A 19806-nucleotide genomic window follows, 5' to 3' on the forward strand; every position below is an offset into this window, starting at 1 on the left:
TTATCTTTTTTGAATTTCTTCTACAAGCAGCTTATTGATCGCCTGCGGATTCGCCTGGCCTTTGGAGGCTTTCATAATTTGCCCAACAAGGAAGCCGATCGCTTTTTTCTTGCCTTCTTTAAAGTCGGCAATAGACTGCGGGTTCGCATCTAAAGCGTCGTTTACGAATTTTAAAAGCGCTGATTCGTCAGAAATTTGCACAAGTCCTTTTTCTTTTACGATCGCTTCGGCATCGCCGCCGTTTTCAATAATTTCTTTAAATACGGTTTTAGCGATTTTAGACGAGATGGTTCCTTCTTCAAGCAATTTAATCATCCCAGCAAGGTTCTCTGGTGTCAGCTTTGTTTGAGCAAGCTCTTTGCTCTCTGCGTTCAAGTACGCCGGCACTTCACCCATCATCCAGTTAGAAGCAAGCTTTGCTGCAGCACCGGCTGCTACCGTTGCTTCAAAGAAATCGGCAATGTCTTTTGACATTGTCAAAATTTTCGCGTCATGCGCCGGCAGTCCAAGCTCTTCCATGTAACGCTTTTTGCGTGCATCCGGAAGCTCTGGGATCGACGCGCGTACGCGCTCTTTCCACTCATCGTCAATGATGACTGATAACAAATCCGGCTCTGGGAAGTAACGGTAGTCATCTGATCCTTCCTTCACGCGCATAAGCAGCGTTTTGCCGGTTGCTTCGTCAAAACGGCGTGTTTCCTGGTCAATCGTTCCGCCGGATGACAGAACATCCGCCTGGCGTTTTTCTTCGTATTCAAGCCCTTTACGGACGAAGTTGAAGGAATTCAAGTTTTTCAGCTCTGTTTTCGTACCAAACTCTTTTTGCCCGACTGGACGAAGAGAAATGTTCGCATCACAGCGGAGTGAACCTTCCTCCATTTTACAGTCAGACACTTCTGTGTACTGAATGATCGCTTTTAATTTTTCCAAAAACGCATACGCTTCTTCCGGCGTACGGATATCCGGCTCTGATACGATTTCTACAAGCGGTGTTCCCTGGCGGTTATAATCGCAAAGAGAATGCTTGCCAGCATGCGTCAGTTTACCCGCATCTTCTTCAAGGTGAAGGCGCGTAATGCCGATGCGTTTTGTTTCACCGTTTACTTCAATTTCAACCCAGCCGTTTTCGCCCACTGGCTTGTCATATTGTGAAATTTGGTATGCTTTTGGATTATCGGGATAGAAGTAGTTTTTCCGGTCCCATTTTGTTTCTTCTGCAATTTCACAGTTGATGGCCATTGCGGCTTTCATCGCAAATTCAACTGCTTTTTCATTCATTACCGGCAAAACGCCTGGATACCCAAGGTCAATCACCGTTGTATTCGTATTTGGCTCCGCGCCGAAATGGGCCGGGGCTGACGAAAAGATTTTTGAGTTAGTTTTTAATTCAACGTGGACTTCAAGTCCAATCACCGTTTCAAATTGCACAGGTGGTCCCCTCCTTTACAGCTTCGGCTTTTCTTTATGGAAATCAGTTGCCTGCTCGTACGCATGCGCAACACGGTATACGTTCTTTTCATCGAAATGGCGTCCAATAATCTGCAGGCCAAGCGGCAGGCCGTTTTCTGCGAATCCGCACGGAACCGAAATGCCCGGTACGCCGGCAAGGTTTACTGGAATCGTTAAAATGTCATTTGCGTACATTGTTAACGGATCATCGATAATTTCGCCGATTTTAAACGCCGGTGTTGGTGTTGTAGGGCCGATGATCACGTCATAGCTCGCGAACACATCTTCAAAGTCTTTTTTAATCAGTGTGCGCACTTGCTGCGCTTTTTTATAATACGCATCGTAGTAGCCTGAGCTTAGCGCGAACGTACCAAGCATAATCCGGCGTTTTACTTCGTCGCCAAAGCCTTCTGCGCGTGTTTTTTTGTATAAATCGATTAAGTTTTCGGCGCCTTCTGCACGGTAGCCGTAGCGGATACCGTCAAAACGGGCCAGGTTGGATGACGCTTCAGATGACGCGAGCAGGTAGTACGTGGCCACACCGTATTTTGAATGCGGAAGAGATACTTCTTCCCACGTAGCACCAAGCCCTTCCAATACTTTCAGCGCCGCAAGAACAGACTGTCTTACTTCTTCTGAAACACCTTCTCCAAGGTATTCTTTCGGTACAGCAATGCGCAACCCTTTAATGTCGCCTGTTAACCCGGCAGCAAAGCTTTCGGCCGGCACATTCGCCGAAGTTGAATCGTACGGATCAACGCCAGCAAGCGCTTCTAAAAGATGTGCATTGTCTTCTACATTGCGTGTAATAGGCCCAATCTGGTCAAGAGACGATGCAAAAGCAATCAAACCAAAGCGGGATACGCGTCCGTATGTAGGTTTCATGCCGACTACGCCGCAGAAAGAAGCCGGCTGGCGAATCGATCCGCCTGTATCTGAGCCAAGTGAAAACGGTACTTCGCCTGCTGCAACAGCCGCAGCAGAGCCGCCTGATGAACCGCCTGGCACGTGAGCTAAATTCCATGGGTTACGTGTTTTTTGGAAGCTTGAGTTTTCCGTTGATGAGCCCATCGCAAATTCGTCCATGTTTAGCTTGCCGACTGTAATGGTTCCGGCTTCACGAAGCTTATTTACCACGGTTGCATCATAAATCGGGTCAAAGTTGTGAAGGATTTGGCTGGCAGCAGTCGTGCGGAGTCCTTTTGTAACGATATTATCTTTTATGCCAATCGGAATCCCTGATAAAATACCGGTTTTTCCTGCACCTTGTGCTTCTTCCGCCTGCTTGCGGGCACGCTCTTCGTCTAATGCAAGAAACGCTTTTACATCTCCGTCTACAGCGGCGATGCGTTTGAATGATTCATCCACAAGATCCGGAATCGATACTTCTTTTTTGTCGATCATCGATTGAATCTCGGTTAATTTGTGATCAAATAATGACACGGTCTCTCCTCCTTACTCGATAATAGACGGAACCCGAATTTGGCCGTCCTGCTGATCCGGTGCATTTTTCAATACTTCTTCCCGGTCTAATCCTGGTGCCGATTCGTCTTTCCGCAATACATTCTTCATATTTAAAACGTGCGATGTCGGCTGCACGTTTGATGTATCCAGTTCATTCAGCTGCTCGGCAAATGTAATGATCGCATCGAGCTGTTCTGTAAATGTATGCACTTCTTCGTCCGTAATCGCAAGGCGCGCCAAATGGGCCACGTGCCGGACTTGTTCTTCTGAAATTCGCGTCAATGGAATCCACCTCCGTAAAAAATTTGTACGCTAATAATTGCACAAAGTCTATTTTACCATGATTTCAGCCCGCGTGAACAAAAAGAAGAACCGCCCTCCAAAATGAAGGCGGTTCTTAATCTATTTTGCATCCCCCAATGCAAGACAAATCCCTTTGTTCGCGGCTGATCAGTTTGTTTGAAATTGTTCTTCTTCTGTTGACCCTTTCAATGCCGTTGTAGAAGACTGTCCTCCTGTTACAGTCATCGACACGGCATCAAAATAACCAGTTCCTACTTCACGCTGGTGCCGGGTTGCTGTGTATCCATCTTTTTCCGCTGCAAATTCCGCCTGCTGAAGTTCCGAGTAAGCACCCATTCCCCGGTCTTTGTATCCGCTCGCAAGCTGGAACATGCTGTAATTCAGCGTATGGAAGCCAGCAAGTGTAACAAACTGGAATTTGTAGCCCATCTTTCCAAGTTCCACTTGGTATTTCCCAATGGTTTCATCGTCGAGTTTTGCCTTCCAGTTAAAGGAAGGCGAGCAGTTGTACGCAAGCAATTTGCCCGGGAATTTTTCATGAATGGCATCGGCAAAGCGCCGTGCATCCTCCAGATTCGGTTCGGATGTTTCGCACCAGATCATATCTGCATATGGCGCATAAGCAAGACCGCGTGCAATAGCTTGATCAAGGCCCGCTTTCGTCCGGAAAAAGCCTTCAGATGTACGTTCGCCTGTAATAAACGGAGCATCAGCCGGATCGATGTCACTGGTGATCAGGTCCGCTGCATCTGCATCTGTACGTGCAATTAAAACCGTTGGGGTCCCCATTACATCTGCTGCAAGGCGTGCCGCAATCAAGTTTCGTACAGCCGTTTGTGTCGGCAGGAGTACTTTCCCCCCCAGATGCCCGCATTTTTTCTCTGAAGAAAGCTGATCCTCAAAGTGGACACCTGCTGCACCCGCTTCAATCATCCCTTTCATCAATTCAAATACATTAAGCTGTCCCCCAAATCCAGCTTCAGCATCGGCTACAATCGGAGCGAAATAATCATTGGAATGATCACCTTCCATATGTGCGATCTGGTCAGCACGCTGAAGCGCCTGGTTGATTCGCTTTACAACATTCGGCACGCTGTTTACCGGATACAAGCTTTGATCGGGATACATATGGCCTGAAAGATTGGCATCGGCAGCGACTTGCCAGCCGCTTAAATAAATCGCTTTCAAACCTGCTTTTACCTGCTGTACAGCCTGGTTTCCCGTCAGGGCACCGAGTGCATTCACGAAGCTTTCTCCTGTTACCAGACTCCATAGTTTGTCAGCGCCGCGCTGAGCCAGGGTATGCTCGATATCGATGGAGCCGCGAAGCTTGATCACTTCTTCTGCCGAATAAGGCCGCTCAATCCCTTTCCATCTAGCATCGTTTTCCCATGATTGTTGAAGCTGGTTCACCCGTGCTTGATCCATATTCCCCATTTTAAAACATCCCCTTTGTTATAAAACAGATTGTTTATTACAAAATGTATTATATAACAGTATATTCTGCTTGCCAACCCATTTTTTAAAAAATTCAAAAAAATAAAGCCGGAAGAATAAATTCTTCCGGCTTTTCATTTTATAAAAGAAGCAATAAGCTGAGCGCCATAACAGCCATACCAGAGACAATCCCATAAATGGCTAGATGTGTCTGGTCGTACTTTTGGGCAGCCGGGAGCAGTTCATCAAGTGAAATAAACACCATAATGCCGGCAACACCCGCGAAAATCATGCCAAACATCGTATCCGTTAAATAAGGCATTAAAACGATCCAGGCTACAAGCGCTCCTACCGGCTCTGAAAGACCCGACAAAAAGGACCATTTAAACGCTTTTTTACGGCTTCCTGTCGCAAAGTAAAGAGGTACAGCCACTGCAATGCCTTCTGGAATATTATGAATGGCGACTGCCACTGCAATCGCAATACCGAGAGCTGGATCCTGAATGGCCGATGCAAAAGTTGCAATGCCCTCCGGAAAATTGTGAATGGCAATGGCGATCGCAGTAAAAATCCCCATTTTTTTAAGCTTGGCGTATTCATCCTGCTCCGGCTCTTTATGAAATTCTTCTACTGTTTTCGTCTCGTGCGGATTTCCGGTTGACGGAATAAACTTATCGATCAAAGCGATGACAGCAATGCCGGCAAAAAAGCCGATGACGGTCAGCCAATAGCCCGTTTTCTCCCCGTGCTCTAAAACAAGCGCATCTTTCGCTTTTACAAAAATTTCGATCATCGAGACATAAATCATCACACCCGCTGAAAACCCAAGCGCCCAGGCGAGAAACTTTGTGTTTGTACGCGATGTGAAAAATGCCAGCGCACTGCCAATACCTGTTGCAAGACCAGCGAATAATGTTAAACCGATGGCCAGCATTACATTCTCATCCATCTGCGTTCTCCTCCATCTTTTTTTATTAGTGTATGCCATATGTTGCTCACGCGCAACTTTTTTTGTTGAGGTAAATAAAAAACCTGATCTCACCCAGCTGGATGAAATCAGGTTCTTCCTTATTCGTAAATATGAACATATGGTTCTTTCGCATTCGCTTCCTTCACAATAAGCGCTTCCGGGCCGCCTGTTGACGTAATACTTACTTCAATCGGAATATATGCTGGAAAATGCTCCATCACAAGGCCGGTTACATACTGTGTAAAGCCAATCGCTTCCGCTTTTCCGTAAAACTGAATTGGAATCTCAATTTTCAAGCTTGTCAGCTCTTCCCCGCTATAAAGCCCGCGTCCAATTACACCGTTTGTGCCATCAAAATAAGATTCAATATCCTGCTTAAAGTTAGCGAAATACGTAGAGTCTTCCCGATGGTCTTCTTCTGCAGAGCTGGATGGGAACAATACGTATTTTTCATTGACCGCTTTCCAGTCGGATGTATCCGCATCACCTGCATCAAGGTGGGTATAAGCAATGAAATTTCCCGCTGTTACTGAGTTTTGCGGCGCCTGCTTAAATAAAGCAATCGTGATCGGAATGTTTTTTGTTTTGTCCATCGAACGAAGGCGCGAAGCTACTTCCGCAGCGATTTTCTTGCCTTCTCTTTCAACCGTTTCGTCATCCATTTTAAATTCGTACTGTGCGCCGTATTCTTCCTTTTGATAATAATGAACGGAATTAAGCGCAAGCCCGATCACCATGCCGTCGAGCTGCAAAGAGTTATCCTCTTTTTTCGTTAAATAGTCCTGCTCCATAATATGAGCCAAATAAATCGGTGCTCTTTCGTTTCTTTCGTCAACGGACCCTTCGCCTGTATCTATCGGGTTCAGCCCAAGATTCTCTTTTGCTGTCAGCTCGTTTTCTTTTAACTGTGCATCTGTATACTTTCTGCTCAGCCAGGACCGGATCACATCTTCATCCAGCACCTGTCCCTCTTGAAAGAAAAATTGCTCTGGAGAAAAATTCTCCTGCGCAATCCGCATTAAGCCCGTTTCAAATTCAGCAATATCATAGCGTGTGTTTAAATTGGAAACAACAAGGCCACGCGCTTTGCCCGGTTCAAACGGTACGATTGTGCGGTAATAACTGTCCGAGATTTGATAGGTTGGAATAACAGATGTTTTTTCCTCCCCATCTCCCTGTGTTACTTCATCATTGTTCTGCAGCGCCGGCGCGCATCCACCCATAAGCAGCATGGCGGATACTGCCGCCATGACCCATTTCTTTTTCAAAAAAGCCACCTCTTATTTTGTAAGTTCATCCATAAACCGTTGTTCATCCCAAACTTCAATGCTAAGCTTTTCCGCTTTTTCAAGCTTCGAACCCGCTTCCTCTCCCGCAATCACAAGATCTGTTTTTTTACTGACACTGCCGGTGACGTTCCCGCCGAGCGCTTCGATTCGTTCCTTGGCTTCATTACGCGTAAGCTGGATCAGCTTTCCTGTCAGCACAACCGTCTTGCCGGCAAAAGGAGATCCTCCTTCTGCAACTGCCGGGCGAATCGGTCCTTCATAGGACATATTGACGCCTGCTGCTTTCAGCTTTTCAATCAGCTCGGCTACTTCCGGCTGCTGGAAGTACGTCACCACTGCATCCGCCATCTTGCCGCCAATTTCATGAATAGCCGTCAATTCTTCTTCTGTCACTTCTCTTAAGCGGTCCATTGTGCCAAACTCCATCGCCAGTATTCTTGCTGCTTTTGCGCCGACATGACGGATGCCAAGACCGAACAAAAGCCGTTCCAGCGAGTTGTTTTTGGACGCTTCAATAGCGGATAACAAATTGTCTACCGATTTTTCTCCCATTCGCTCAAGCTTCAGCAAATCCTCCCGCTGAAGCGTATATAAATCTGCTACATCTTTAATCAGTTCTTCACGGTACAGCTGCGCGATTACTTTTTCGCCAAGCCCTTCAATATTCATCGCATTACGCGACACAAAGTGCGTCAGACCCTCGCGGATTTGAGCCGGGCACTGCGGGTTTATACAGCGAAGCGCCACTTCTTCTTCCAGGCGGACCAGTTCACTGCCGCAATCCGGACACACTTCCGGCATGCGGAATTCTTTTTCTTCACCGGTGCGGCGGTCGGCCAGTACACTGACCACTTCCGGAATAATATCACCGGCTTTTTTTACCACAACCATATCACCGATCCGGATGTCTTTTTCACGGATTAAATCTTCATTATGAAGGGAAGCACGGCTGACGGTTGTGCCTGCAACACGAACCGGCTGTAAAATGGCCGTTGGCGTAACCACTCCTGTGCGTCCTACACTCAGTTCAATGTCTACAAGCTTTGTAACAACCTCTTCTGCCGGAAATTTAAAAGCAGTGGCCCAGCGCGGGCTTTTCGCCGTAAATCCAAGCTCGTCCTGCTGGTCAAGCGAATTCACCTTAATGACGATTCCATCAATTTCATACGGCAGCTTCGCCCGCTTTTCGGACTGCTCCTCGACATAGGTGATCACGTTTTCAATCGTTTGGCATACGCGCCGCTCTTTGTTCGTTTTAAAACCAAGCGTATCAAGCAGATCCAGCCCTTCGCTATGCGTGCTGATCCCAAGCGGTCCCGGGTTCGCAATGCCGTACAAGAAGATATCAAGGTTCCGCGAAGCGGCAATGCGGGGGTCCAGCTGGCGAAGAGACCCTGCTGCTGCATTCCGCGGATTGGCAAACGGCTCTTCTCCTTTTTCGTCGCGAATCGCATTTAAGGCGATAAATGATTGCTTTGGCATAAAAGCTTCGCCGCGCACTTCCATTGTAAGCGGCTCGGACAGCCGAAGTGGAATGGAGTGAATCGTTTTTAAGTTTGCTGTAATGTCTTCTCCCGTTGTTCCATCACCGCGTGTAGCACCCTGCACAAACATTCCATTCTCGTATTTAAGCGCGACAGCAAGCCCGTCAATCTTCAGTTCGCATACGTAAGAGTAATCGGCGTGGCCGACAAGCTGATGGACGCGGCGGTCAAAATCCCGCAGGTCTTCTTCGTTAAAGGCATTGCCAAGACTAAGCATCGGCGTATCGTGGCGCACTTTTTGAAAAGCATCCAGAACCGCTCCGCCGACACGCTGCGTCGGTGAGTCCGGTGTTTGCAGCTGCGGAAATTGCGCTTCAATGTCATTCAGCTCTTTTAACAGCCGGTCGTATTCTGAATCTGGCACCGAAGGCTGATCCATTACATAATATTCATAGCTGTATTTATTCAGCGTGTCATGCAGTTCCTTCACACGCTGTTCGGCTGTTTTTATATCCATATACAATCTCCTTTTCCGGTGTTCACATCACGTGGGTTACAAAGGCGCTGCCGCAGGACGCGGCGTGTGCGGCCTTCGATTCTTTAAACCGGTTTTTATATCTTTTCAATCGGTGCGAATTGTGCAAGAAGCCGCTTAATGCCGGTTGGGCTCGGAAACGCAATGTCCAGCTCTGTGCTGTCGCCGTTTCCTTTTACCGCCACAACGGTCCCTGTTCCCCATTTTTTATGCGCCGCTTTATCGCCAACCCTCCACTCCAGCCCTGCCGCCGCACTCGTTTGCGGGCGTGTTACAGCCGGACGTGTTTTTTGGCCAAACGGCATCGCTTTTCGAGGCTGTCGTTTCGGATTCTCTGATTCAAGCAGATCCTCTGGAATTTCGCTGATAAAGCGCGACACAGGATTCATGTTTGTTTTTCCGTATAGTGTCCGCATTTCTGCATTGGTCATATACAGCTCTTCTTCCGCACGGGTAATCCCGACATACGCAAGACGGCGTTCTTCTTCCATTTCCTCGTCATCCATAAGCGAGCGGCTGTGAGGAAAGACGCCTTCTTCCAGCCCTATCAGGAATACAACGGGGAATTCAAGCCCTTTAGCGGAATGAAGCGTCATAAGGACGACAGATTCTGCCGGCCCTTCTTCCTTGCCGAGCTGGTCTATATCTGCAACAAGTGCCAGATCGGTTAAAAAAGCAATAAGCGTTTTGTCTTCGTTTGATTCTTCAAAAGACTTTGTGACGGATAAAAACTCTTCGATATTTTCAATCCGTGTCTGCGCTTCAATTGTTTTTTCCGCTGCAAGCATGTCCACGTACCCGGTTCGGTCAATCACTTCTTCTACAAGCTCAGAGACAGATAAGTATTCCTGCTGCTGTGTATAAACATGAATCAGATCTCGAAAATCAGCTGCTGCATTCGCGGCTTTACCGCTTAAACCGATAAAATCGACTTCTGCAAGGGCTCTAAACATGGAAATGTCATTCTCCTGCGCGTAGCGGGCAATTTTATCAAGTGACGTGGAACCGAGGCCCCTCTTCGGAACATTAATGACACGCGACAAGCTGATATCATCATCCGGATTTGCAATCAGGCGCAAATACGCGAGCAGGTCTTTGATTTCCTTCCGATCATAGAATTTAATACCGCCGACGATCGTATAGTCAATGTTTGACTTCATCAGTGTTTCCTCAATCAAACGCGACTGGGCATTTGTGCGGTACAAAACAGCAAAATCAGACGGCTTTCTTCCCGTGGCGGAAAGCTCTTTTATTTTACCGGCCACAAATTCAGCTTCTGTCCGTTCGCTGTCAGCCCGGAAATAAGCGATTTTTTTTCCATCCACATTTTCAGTCCAAAGCTTTTTCGGCTTTCGGTTGGCATTGTTTTCAATCACTTCATTCGCTGCCTGTAGAATCCGTCCTGTTGACCGGTAGTTTTGTTCAAGAATAATCGCTTTTGCATGAGGATAATCTTTTTCGAAAGATAAAATATTCGCAATGTCCGCACCGCGCCAGCGATAAATGCTCTGGTCACTGTCGCCGACTACACATAAATTTTGAAAACGGCTCGCCAGCTGCTTCACAAGGGTGTACTGCGACTTATTCGTATCCTGATACTCATCCACGTGAATATACTGAAACTTGCGCTGATAAAACTCCAATACTTCCGGCACCCGCTCAAACAGTCGGATCGTCAGCATAATCAAATCGTCAAAGTCAAGCGCATTGTTTTTCTTTAAGCGCTTTTCATATTCCGTGTACACATCAGACGTGACTTTATCCATATAGCCGCCCTGCTGGCGCGCAAACGCCGCCGCATCCACCAAAATGTTTTTAGACGAGCTGATCGCGCCAAGCAGCGCCCGCGGATCAAACTTTTTCGGATCAATGTTTAAATCTTTTAAAATGCTTTTAATGACCGAAAGCTGATCTGCTGTATCTAAAATCGTAAAATTCCGGCTGTAGCCAATCCGGTCAATATCCCGGCGCAAAATGCGCACACACATGGAGTGGAATGTCGACATCCAGATTTCTTCAGCTGCACCGCCAAGCAGCGCACCAATCCGGTCTTTCATTTCGCGCGCCGCTTTATTGGTAAACGTAAGCGCCAAAATGTTATAGGGATTGATTTCTTTTTCAACAATTAAATAGGCAATCCGGTGTGTCAGCACCCGGGTTTTGCCTGAGCCCGCTCCAGCCATAATCAGGAGCGGCCCTTCTGTTGTTTTAACGGCTTCCTGCTGCTGTGGATTCAAACCGTTTAATAATCGATCTGTTAAAAATTGCATCCTGCCACCACCATTTAGAACGTTTGTTCTTTATTATACACTATTTTTGAACCGCCGCGACGGTTTTTAATGCTTCTTCCGGCTTTTCATAAACCGCATTTCCGACAATGACTACATCCGCATAACGCCCGATTTCTTTTGCCTGCTGGGCTGTTTGAATACCGCCTCCGTAGAAAAACACGGTTTCGGTTTCTTTTAACACTTCGGCCGCTTGCTGCACGGCTTCAACATCACCATACGTGCCGCTGTATTCCAAATAAAAAACAGGCAGCTTCCATAAGTGGCCGGCCAGACGTGCATACGCAATGACATCCTCCGTATCCGGCTTTTCGGAAACACCAGTCAGTTTCGCTGCCTTGCACTCAGGGTTCGCAATACAATAGCCCTCTACAATCAATTCACCCGGATCCATTAAATCGCCGTATTCTTTCATCGCTTCCACGTGCAGGCCGGTAATCCATTCGGCCCGGTTTGTATTTAAAACGGTTGGAATCAAATACAAATCAAAGCCCGGTGTTACGATTTCAAGTGACGATACTTCCAGCACGCACGGAAGCGGAAAGCGGCGCACCCGTACCATTAAGTCCAGTACATTATCCAGCGTAACGCCATCTGAACCGCCTACGACAATAGCATCCGTTCCAGATTCGCATACACGTTCGAGCAATTCATCATCTATCGGTTTATTCGGATCTAATTTAAACACATGCCGCCATTCGCGAACATCATACATGTGCACTGCCTCCATTCATTCAACTACAACTTCGTATTATATCATGAAACAGCGCCCGCTTCATTCGTTCAACGAAACGGCTTTGTTCCGCTTATTTATTTATACTCTTTAAAAAAAGCCTTCTCTGTCTACAGAAAAAAGCAGCTCTTTTGGGAGCTGCTTTTTTGCTTTATTCTTTATCATACACGCGCTTCAACACGAATTCATAGCCGTCATTTCCATAGTTTAAGCATCGTTTCACACGGGAAATAGTAGCGGTTGATGCACCGGTTTCCGTTTCAATTTTATGATAGGTTTTGCCTTCTTGAAGCATCCGTGCTACTTCAAGACGCTGGGCCAGTGACTGAATTTCATTTACTGTGCACAGATCATCGAAAAATCGATAGCATTCTTCCAGATCCTTCAACGAGAGGACAGCTTGAAACAGCTGGTCCAGCTCCCTCCCCCGCAACTTATCTATCTGCATGATCAACTTCCATTCCCTTCACCATCTATTTCTACCTTTACTGCTTTATTTAATCCTCTTGAGGCCGGCACTATGTGAATCCACGTTTTTCCTGTTACGAAAGCAGGACCGCTTTCTGTATTAGGCACGATCCGCCCATCCTGATTGCGCCATTTCACGAGGTTCATGACACCTTCTTGAAAAAGAAACGCATCTCCACCAGAGGTTAAATCAATATCCAGACGCCCTTTTGCATCGACAACACGATGGTCCGCTTCGATAACGAAAACATTATCTGCTTTGATCTCTGCCCCGTCTATCGTCCGGCGGTATTGATCGCCATCATACTCATATCTTGATTCGAATAAATCATTTGATGACGGCCGAATAGAAAACGCTTCTGCCGGGTCACCAGTCAGCGATGCTGCTTCCTTTTTCGATAAAAAAGCCAGCCGCGACGGCGCGTCATTTAAGCTGTAGCCTTCTTCTTCGGCAACATGGAACGCTTCCTTCATATCTACATATGAATTATGCGGTGCTTTCCGGGACGGGTCCCGCTTAAACACATCGCCATCATGCTGGATACCATTAACCTGATCTACTTCACCGGACAGCAGCATCTCCTGCGCTTCTGGACTATAGCCGTGGGCTAAAAACAGTGCATCGTACCCTTTAGAAAGCTCGACAAGATAATCGCGTGCGCTCCGGACAGGCCCCGCTTTATCTGGATATTCGCTTTGATAGATGGCTAAAAACCGAGTGATGCCGCCTTCTGTCAAAATTTCATATACAATATCCGCTTTCTCAAGAGCCGTCTGTGGACGGGCTGACGGATGATTGCTAATCACGACCGCTACAGCCCGGTGTGCATTATCTGATGATTGAATGCCTGTTAAAGGATTGAGCTCACTTTTTTCATTCTTGCTGGCAGGCTCGGCACTTGAACATCCGCTGATTAAAACGGCTGCTGCAGCCATTGCCATCCATTTTTTTCTCATATCGACACTCCGAAAATAGTTTTACTTTACTATTTTAACGCATTATCGTTGGAAAGAGTATCGTTTTCTTCATAACGTCATATATCCCCTGCGAGGTAAGGCGGATATAAGGCAGGTGAGTGGACGTTAAAAACAGCAGTGAATAGATGGGATCTTCATATGGATAGCCGCGCGCTGACAGCAGCTCCCGCAGCTTGGCTTCTTGTTCCATTACCGTTTCAAACGGCTGATCCGACATGATGCCGGACAATGTAAGCGGAATTTCATGAATGACTTTTCCGTTCTCTGCGAGCACAATGCCGCCACCCAGTTCTTTCACCCGGTTAAATGCCCGCTTCATTTCCTCTTTGGATGAACCAATCAAGACAATATCCTCCGTGCTGGAAAACGAGGAGGCAAATCCCTGCACGTTTGTAGCAAATCCTTTGATAGTTGTGTTTACCCGCCACTTTCCTTCGTAATCGAGGAGAACGAGATAATTTTGGTCATGCTCCATATAAAAATGCTCTCCAGCCACATCTTTCACGACACTGCATGGCTTGGTGATGACATTGTTGACCATTTCTATACCAAACGGCATTGAAAATTGCAAATCATCCTCCCGCAGTTCCCAATCGAGCCGCATTTTCGTATGCCCGAACCGCTGCCAGGCAACAGGCGGAAATGGACTCGCTTCCTGGCCGCTTTTTTTCACCCACATGCCTCTTGACAGCACTGCTTCCGGTGTTGGGTCAAATTCACTTGTTAAAATGTTTACACTTGCCAGGCGGCCAGGTGCAATCATGCCATGTATATGTTCCATGCGATAATAACGAGCAGCGTTATACGACGCCATATGATATGCATCGATAGGCGGCACCCCAGTTTCGATGGCGATACGGATTAATTTATCGGTCAGCCCGTCCTTACAAAAAACAGGGGATGGACCGTCTGTTGTCAGCATCATCATGTCGTACTGATCGAGGTCAAGCTCTTTCATCTCTGTCAGCAGCTTTTCAAGATCCGGACGGATGGATGAATGACGGAGTGTGACCATCATGCCATTCATCAGGCGCTTTCTCACGTCTTCTCCGGTCATCGATTCATGATCGCCGTCCGCCCCAAACAAGGTCATCTTCGTCAATGTTTTTTCCGAGGCACCAGGGAAATGCCCTTCGATCCGCTTATTAGCTGCTTTTGTTTCCTGCATCCAATACAGCATCATGTCGTCTCCATCTAAAAGCTTGGGCCAGCCGGTCAATTCACCGCCTTGAATGACACATTCATTTTTCAGCCAGGCACTTACCGTGCCGTTTGCAAAAACATCATCTTCATTTTCAATTTCGGTTTGGGCATCATACCGGCACCACCAGTACATCGAAACCGGCTGCTTATTCAGCTCTTCAATTAAAGAAAACGCTTTCTTTTTTGTAAGGGCCAGCATCATCATCAAGTTGTCATTAATAAGTGTGGTCGTTCCGCGCTTTGCCGCATATTCGGAAAAGGTTTTTGGATTGTAAATTAAAAAGGGGTGAACGTGCGGTTCAATATAGCCGGGCACGATCGTTTTTCCGGTGCAGTCAACGATCTCATCCGCATGGTCCGGAAGGTCGTCTCCGATGTAGACAATACGGTTTTCATAGATCCAGATGTTTCCCTGCAGCCAGCGCTTCATAGCTGAATGAAGATAACGCGCATTCTTCAAAACAAGCGTCGGCGCTTTTTTACGGTCTACTACGGCAACCTGTTCACGTATTTTTTTGTTTCTCCATCTATGTGTTAAATCAGACATACCAATCGTTCCTTTCAAAATGAGATCGCTTTCAACTGTGCGATTGACTTCCATCGTAACATAGATCACACAGTAAAGCATTAAAGAATCATCGATTTTGTGAAAAAAGTTCGAACTTTTGGCAAGAAACTTGCAATAGTCTGATTTTCGGGACAAACCGGGTAAAATGCCTTCTTTTTTTGTCCCGATTTAACGCGAAAAAGCAGGGGGAAATTCCCCCTGCTTTCTTTTTATAAACGGGCTTTTGCAATAGCGCGGCTGCCAATATCCTTACGGAAAAAGAAATGTTCCGTATCGATATGCTGCATTTTTCCATACGCGTTTTGCTGAGCTTCAACCGGGTTTGCTCCACTTCCTGCAACAAGAAGCACACGGCCGCCATTCGCGCGGATAACGTCCCCATCTGCATACGTACCAGCGTGGATAACAGATCCTGCATCAATAGCCTGGAGCCCTTTTAGCTCATTTCCTTTCTCGTATGCTTCCGGGTAGCCTTTCGCTGCCAGAACAATACCGAGAACGGATTCTTCTTTCCAAGCGAGTTCAGGGTCTTTGCCATCAAGCACATCAAGCATCACCTGAACAAGATCATTTTCAAGACGCGGCAGTACAACCTGCGTTTCCGGATCACCAAAACGGGCATTAAATTCAATCGTTTTCGGTCCTTCTTCTGTAAGCATTAAGCCTGCAAAAATAATACCCGTAAACGAACGGCCTTCCGCAACCATGCCTTTTGCGATCGGACGGAGGATCTCTTCTACCGACTGGTCGTGAATGGCCTGTGAAATGTGCGGAACCGGTGAATAAGCACCCATGCCGCCTGTGTTTGGTCCTTCGTCGTTATCGAATGCACGCTTATGATCCTGTGCTGCTTCCATCGGATATACATTTTCGCCATGCACAAATGCCATAAGAGAATATTCTTCTCCCTGCAAAAATTGCTCTACAACAACGCGTGCAGAAGCATCACCGAATTTTTTATCGAGCATCATATCATCCAGCGCCTCAAGCGCTTCATTCATCGTCATCGCAACGGTAACGCCTTTTCCCGCAGCCAGGCCGTCCGCCTTCAACACAATCGGCGCACCTTCTTGCTGAATATATGCTTTTGCTGCTTCATAATCCTCAAATGACTGATAGCGTGCAGTTGGAATATTGTACTTCTCCATCATCATTTTCGAGAAGGATTTACTGCCTTCTAAAATAGCTGCATTTTGCTTTGGACCGAATACTTTTAGTCCCTCGCCTTCTAAATAGTCCGTAATTCCGGCAGAAAGCGGGTTTTCCGGACCAACAATTACAAGGTCAACGCCCTGCTCTTTTGCAAAAGCAGCCAGGTCGGCAAAGTTCATTTCATCGATATCAACAATGCTTGCATCCTGCGCAATTCCGGCGTTCCCCGGTGCGCAAAAAACGGTTTGAACAAGCGGGCTTTCCGCCACTTTTTTACAAATGGCGTGCTCGCGTCCGCCGCGTCCTACAACGAGTACGTTCATGAGAAAAGCCCCCTCTTAATGTTTGAAATGGCGAATACCTGTCATTACCATTGTAATGCCGTATTCATCCGCTTTTTTAATGGAATCTTCATCCCGGATTGATCCGCCCGGCTGAATAATAGCTGTAATACCCGCTTTGGCTGCCGCTTCAACAGTGTCATCCATTGGGAAGAATGCATCTGAGGCAAGAGCGGCTCCTTTTGCTTTTTCACCAGCCTGTTCAAGTGCAATTTTTGCAGCACCAACACGGTTCATTTGTCCCGCACCAACACCCAGCGTCATTTTATCGTCAGTAACAACAATAGCGTTTGATTTCACATGCTTGACAACTTTCCAGCCAAGCTTCATCGCTTTCCATTCTTCTTCTGTCGGCTGGCGTTTTGTAGCGACTTTTACGTCCGCATCTGCAAGAGATAATTCGTCTAGGTCTTGCGAAAGCAGCCCGCCTTCTACAGAGGTTAAAACTTTTTCACCTTTTTTGCCGCTTGCGAAATCAAGCGTTAAAAGGCGGATGTTTTTCTTCTGAGACAATATTTCAATCGCATCTGCATCAAAAGATGGCGCAACGATAATTTCAAGAAAAATCTCATGCAGCTTTTCGGCAAGCTCCTTTGATACAGGGCGGTTCAATGCCACAATACCGCCGAAAATAGAAGTTGGATCTGCTTCATATGCACGGGCATATGCTTCTTCAATCGTTTCTCCTGCTCCAACACCGCAAGGATTCATGTGCTTCACGGCTACCGCAGCCGGCTCGTCGAATTCTTTTACGATTTGAAGGGCGGCGTCTGTATCACGAATGTTGTTATATGAAAGCTCTTTTCCGTGCAGCTGATCAGCTTGTGCCACAGAGAAAGAAGAGCCAAGCGGCTGTGAATAAAACGCTGCTTTTTGATGCGGGTTTTCGCCGTAGCGGAGCGATTGTTTTAATTCATACGTAACAGTCAGCTTTTCAGGGTTTTCTTCCCCGGCGAGATCCGTCATAAAACCGGCAATCATCGCATCGTACGCAGCTGTATGGCGGAACACTTTTGCAGCAAGCTTCCGGCGCGTTTCAAGCGTTGTTTTCCCTTCGCCTTTCAGTTCAGACAGCACTTGATCGTAGTCACTTGAATCCACAATTACAGTCACATATTCGTGGTTTTTCGCAGATGCACGAAGCATGGCCGGGCCGCCGATGTCGATATTTTCAATCGCATCTTCTGTTGTGACATCCGGCTTTGCGATTGTTTGCTGGAATGGGTACAAGTTCACGCAGACGATATCAATTGGCTGAATATTGTGCTCTTCAAGCTGCTTTTGATGATCCGGCTCGCCGTGTTTCGCAAGCAGGCCCCCGTGAATGAACGGGTTCAGCGTTTTAACGCGGCCCTCTAGAATTTCCGGAAACCCGGTTACATCTGTTACGCCTTTTACCGGTACACCTGCTTCTGCAAGCATTTTTTTCGTGCCGCCTGTTGAAACAATTTCATAGCCAAGCGCCGCAATTTCTCTCGCAAATTCAGTTACGCCACTTTTATCTGATACGCTGATTAATGCGCGTTTCGTCATTGTGTTTGTTCCTCCCTATGTTGGTTCAAAAGTTTGGTGATTACATTCGGATAAAGGCTGTGTTCAATCTGTTGAATGGCAGCCTGTACATCGCTGCGTGTCATGCCGGAATCAATTCGTACACATTCCTGATCAATGATCGGGCCGGTATCCATCCCTTCATCAACAAAGTGAACGGTAACGCCGGATATTTTTACCCCTGCGTCAAACGCCTGGCCGATCGCATCTTTTCCTGGAAAAGCCGGCAAAAGAGACGGGTGAATGTTTACGATCCGGTTCCGATATGCATTCAGTAAAACAGGGCCGATCAAACGCATATAGCCGGCTAGAAAAATAAATTCAACTCCTGCCTCCTGCAAGCGGTCCACAATTTCACTCTCAAACGCTGCTTTTGATTCGTATTGTTTCGGCTGAAATGAAAACGCCGGGATGTCGAGTGCTTTTGCGCGTTCAAGTACATACGCATCCGGTTTATCGCAGACGAGCAAGGCGATTTCAGCAGGAACCTTTCCTGCTGCCACCGCCTCGGCAATTGCCTGCACGTTGCTTCCGCTGCCGGATGCAAACAAGGCAATTTTCGTCATTGAACGGTAACTCCTTCGCCGCTCACAACACGTCCGATTGTATAAGCTGTTTCACCAGCTGCTTCGAGTGCTGCTTTTACGTTTGCTTCTTCTTCTTTCGATACAATCAATACAAAGCCAATACCCATATTGAAAATATTGTACATTTCCTGGCGGTCAAGCTCTCCATACGTCTCAAGTACATTAAAAATGTCCGGTACCGGCCACGAACCAGCTTCAATTGAAGCGCCAAGGCCTTTTGGCAGAGCACGCGGAATGTTTTCCACAAATCCGCCTCCTGTAATGTGCGCCATCCCGTTTACAGCCGCCTGCTTTAGTACGGATAGAACCGGCTTCACATAAATACGTGTTGGTTCAAGGAGCGCTTCTCCGAGCGGAACTGAAAGACCTTCTACCTGCGCGTTTATATCAAGGTTGTGTGTTTCAAAGAAAATTTTGCGAACGAGTGAATAACCGTTGCTGTGAATCCCGCTCGATGCGAGGCCGATCAGCACGTCGCCTTCTTTTACGTTTTCACCTGTTACAACACTATTCTTTTCAACAGCGCCAACCGTGAACCCGGCCATATCGTATTCTTCCTCATCGTAAAGTCCCGGCATTTCTGCTGTTTCTCCGCCAATAAGGGCACAGCCCGCCTGCTCACAGCCGTCTGCTACTCCTTTAACGATTTGTTCGATTTTTTCCGGCACTGCTTTGCCGCATGCAATATAATCAAGGAAAAACAGGGGCTCTGCTCCCTGTACGACAACATCGTTGACACACATGGCTACACAGTCGATGCCAATCGTATCATGCTTGTCCATCATAAACGCAAGCTTTAGTTTTGTGCCGACCCCATCTGTTCCGGAAACAAGAACCGGCTCCTTTAACTGCAGCGATGACAGATCAAACATGCCCCCGAAACTGCCGAGCGCTCCCATTACACCGGCGCGCTTCGTCCGCTCCACATGTTTTTTCATCCGTTCTACCGCTTCGTACCCTGCCTCGATGTTTACACCGGCTGCTTCATACGATTTTGCCATTTTTG

General features: G+C 47.1%; 16 protein-coding genes. All 16 read right to left on the minus strand.

What is annotated here, in order from left to right; translation table 11 throughout:
- Positions 1–1428, minus strand: coding sequence for an Asp-tRNA(Asn)/Glu-tRNA(Gln) amidotransferase subunit GatB (gene gatB, locus L2D08_RS11560; protein WP_242233927.1), 1428 nt, complete (start codon positions 1426–1428; stop codon positions 1–3).
- A gap of 15 nt (positions 1429–1443) precedes the next feature.
- The gene (gatA, locus tag L2D08_RS11565) at positions 1444–2892 is read right to left on the minus strand and encodes an Asp-tRNA(Asn)/Glu-tRNA(Gln) amidotransferase subunit GatA (protein WP_242233928.1); all 1449 of its coding nucleotides are present in this window, start codon (positions 2890–2892) and stop codon (positions 1444–1446) included.
- 12 nt (positions 2893–2904) lie between these two features.
- A complete protein-coding gene (gatC, locus tag L2D08_RS11570) occupies positions 2905–3195 on the minus strand; it encodes an Asp-tRNA(Asn)/Glu-tRNA(Gln) amidotransferase subunit GatC (protein WP_242233929.1) in 291 nt (96 codons plus the stop codon).
- Between the two features lie 168 nt (positions 3196–3363).
- Positions 3364–4644 carry an isocitrate lyase gene (gene aceA, locus L2D08_RS11575; RefSeq protein WP_242233997.1) on the minus strand — a complete coding sequence of 427 codons (1281 nt, stop codon included), beginning with the start codon at positions 4642–4644 and terminating at the stop codon, positions 3364–3366.
- A gap of 148 nt (positions 4645–4792) precedes the next feature.
- Positions 4793–5602: a zinc transporter ZupT gene (gene zupT / locus L2D08_RS11580; protein WP_242233930.1), complete on the minus strand. Its 810-nt coding sequence runs from the start codon at positions 5600–5602 to the stop codon at positions 4793–4795.
- Between the two features lie 119 nt (positions 5603–5721).
- Entirely contained in the window at positions 5722–6891 is a 1170-nt protein-coding gene (locus L2D08_RS11585; protein WP_242233931.1) for a CamS family sex pheromone protein, read from the minus strand.
- Between the two features lie 12 nt (positions 6892–6903).
- The gene (ligA, locus tag L2D08_RS11590) at positions 6904–8913 is read right to left on the minus strand and encodes an NAD-dependent DNA ligase LigA (protein ID WP_242233932.1); all 2010 of its coding nucleotides are present in this window, start codon (positions 8911–8913) and stop codon (positions 6904–6906) included.
- A 95-nt stretch (positions 8914–9008) separates the two neighbouring features.
- Positions 9009–11201: a DNA helicase PcrA gene (gene pcrA / locus L2D08_RS11595; RefSeq protein WP_242233933.1), complete on the minus strand. Its 2193-nt coding sequence runs from the start codon at positions 11199–11201 to the stop codon at positions 9009–9011.
- 40 nt (positions 11202–11241) lie between these two features.
- On the minus strand, positions 11242–11934 hold the full coding sequence (pcrB, locus tag L2D08_RS11600; protein WP_242233934.1) for a heptaprenylglyceryl phosphate synthase: 693 nt from the start codon (positions 11932–11934) through the stop codon (positions 11242–11244).
- Positions 11935–12103: 169 nt separating this feature from the next.
- Entirely contained in the window at positions 12104–12400 is a 297-nt protein-coding gene (locus tag L2D08_RS11605) for a YerC/YecD family TrpR-related protein (RefSeq protein ID WP_242233935.1), read from the minus strand.
- 2 nt (positions 12401–12402) lie between these two features.
- The gene (locus L2D08_RS11610) at positions 12403–13377 is read right to left on the minus strand and encodes a DUF3048 domain-containing protein (protein WP_242233936.1); all 975 of its coding nucleotides are present in this window, start codon (positions 13375–13377) and stop codon (positions 12403–12405) included.
- A 34-nt stretch (positions 13378–13411) separates the two neighbouring features.
- Positions 13412–15148 (minus strand): adenine deaminase C-terminal domain-containing protein, encoded by a 1737-nt coding sequence (locus L2D08_RS11615; RefSeq protein ID WP_242233998.1) that lies wholly within the window; start codon positions 15146–15148, stop codon positions 13412–13414.
- Between the two features lie 230 nt (positions 15149–15378).
- Entirely contained in the window at positions 15379–16644 is a 1266-nt protein-coding gene (purD, locus tag L2D08_RS11620; RefSeq protein ID WP_242233937.1) for a phosphoribosylamine--glycine ligase, read from the minus strand.
- A 15-nt stretch (positions 16645–16659) separates the two neighbouring features.
- Positions 16660–18195 carry a bifunctional phosphoribosylaminoimidazolecarboxamide formyltransferase/IMP cyclohydrolase gene (gene purH / locus L2D08_RS11625; RefSeq protein WP_242233938.1) on the minus strand — a complete coding sequence of 512 codons (1536 nt, stop codon included), beginning with the start codon at positions 18193–18195 and terminating at the stop codon, positions 16660–16662.
- Entirely contained in the window at positions 18192–18779 is a 588-nt protein-coding gene (purN, locus tag L2D08_RS11630; RefSeq protein WP_242233939.1) for a phosphoribosylglycinamide formyltransferase, read from the minus strand. The genes purH and purN overlap by 4 nt, the downstream gene beginning before the upstream one ends.
- Complete coding sequence (purM, locus tag L2D08_RS11635) at positions 18776–19801, minus strand: phosphoribosylformylglycinamidine cyclo-ligase (RefSeq protein ID WP_242233940.1); 1026 nt, start codon at positions 19799–19801, stop codon at positions 18776–18778. Before purM ends, purN begins: the two co-directional genes overlap by 4 nt.
- Positions 19802–19806: the final 5 nt, after the last annotated feature.

It is taken from the genome of Domibacillus sp. PGB-M46, assembly GCF_022668875.1.
Classification (GTDB): domain Bacteria; phylum Bacillota; class Bacilli; order Bacillales; family Domibacillaceae; genus Domibacillus.